Annotated in this window: 1 protein-coding gene and 1 pseudogene; both read left to right on the top strand. The window is 74.6% G+C overall.

Translation table 11 applies throughout. From position 1 onward, the window contains the following. Positions 1 to 761 (top strand): hypothetical protein (locus AOJ26_RS43725; RefSeq protein ID WP_053853419.1); only part of this gene is annotated, 761 nt, incomplete at its 5' end. Between the two features lie 182 nt (positions 762 to 943). Continuing rightward, positions 944 to 1433 (top strand): annotated as a pseudogene (locus AOJ26_RS41195) (hypothetical protein); the annotation flags it as partial.

A 1433-nucleotide genomic window follows, 5' to 3' on the forward strand; every position in this document is an offset into this window, starting at 1 on the left:
CCCTCAACCTGCTGACCCCCCAGGCTGCCGCCCCCGACACCTCCGCCCACCCTGCCGACGACAAGGCCCACCGCCCGGTGGCCGACGACGTCATCGGCGCCGTGGCCAACGGTGTCGTGCGGCCGGTCGGTGATCTGGTCCCGCCCGTCGGAGGGTTGGTTCAGCCCGTCGGTGATCTGGTGGAGACGGTGACCACGGGGTTGACCGGGACGATCGGAATACCGGCCGAGTCGACCCTGCCCGGGTGGCCGACGTTGCCGTCGTACCCGGAGTCCCCGTCGTGGCCGACCCTGCCGACGGTGCCCGGCGCCCCTACGCTTCCGGGCCTGCCCGGGACACCGGGGCAGACCTTGCCCGCGCCCGCGCCGGTCACCTCGGCGCCGCAGACCCAGCCGGGCCAGCACACGGCGGAGCAGCGGGACGCCGCTGACGAGGGCCCCGCGGCCGACAGCGCCGTGCAGGGGCCGCGGTTCGCCGGACACGGCACGGTGACCGAGCCCGGCACGCGCTCCTCCGTCCACGGCTCCACCGCCACGACCACCACCGTCCACACGCCCGCGCACCAGGTGCCCTCCGACAACCCGGACGGAACCCTGAGCGGCAAGTCGGCCGTGGACAACGGCTCGTCGCGACACGGCGACGCGCACGCCGTCACCCCTGACCACCGGGCGCCGCTGCGGCTCGTGCCCGGTGCCGCCGCGAGCGTCGACGCGGCCGGGACCCGGGACAGGCACCGGGACATCCCCGTCTTCCCCGGCTAGGGCAGACCTCCCCCCCCGCCGACCTGCGCGCGGGGGCGGAACAGGACTGCCCCAGCCGTTCGGACCCCCCAGATCTCCCCGAGATCTCCTCGCAACTCCGGACGGATCCCCCTGGAGCCCCGTGGCTCCGGATGTCCCCGTGCCTCACCAGGCACCCCAAGATCCAGGGATCTGACGCACACATGAACAAGAACATCCGCCGCTCCCTCGTCATAGCCGCCGGCGTCACCGGTGCGTGGGCACTCGGTACCACCGTGGCCGGCGCGGACGAACTCCCGGCCACCGCCCTCTCGGCGACGGACACGGCCACCGACCCCACGTCGGACGCGGACACCGACGTCACCTCCGCCGCGCTCGGCACCGTGACCACCACCGTCACCGACACCCTCGACACCACGATCGACGGCACTACCGACCAGGCCCACCGCGCCCCGGCCACGAAGACCCCGCAGACCACGAAGGTCGCGTCGGCTACCACAGCCACCCCCCAGGTGTCCCAGGCCACCAGGGCGAGCGCCTCCAGGGTGAAGGGTGCCGCCGCCATCGAGGGTGCGAAGGCGGCCCGGGCCGCGCAGGCCGAGGCGAAGGCCAACGCCGCTCAAGCAGCCGCCGCCAAGGCCGCCGAAACCGCCGCGCGCACCACGGCGACCGCCCTCACCGCCATCCCCACCG

Origin of the sequence: Streptomyces sp. NRRL B-24085 (assembly GCF_001282115.1) — a bacterium.
Lineage (GTDB): Bacteria > Actinomycetota > Actinomycetes > Streptomycetales > Streptomycetaceae > Streptomyces.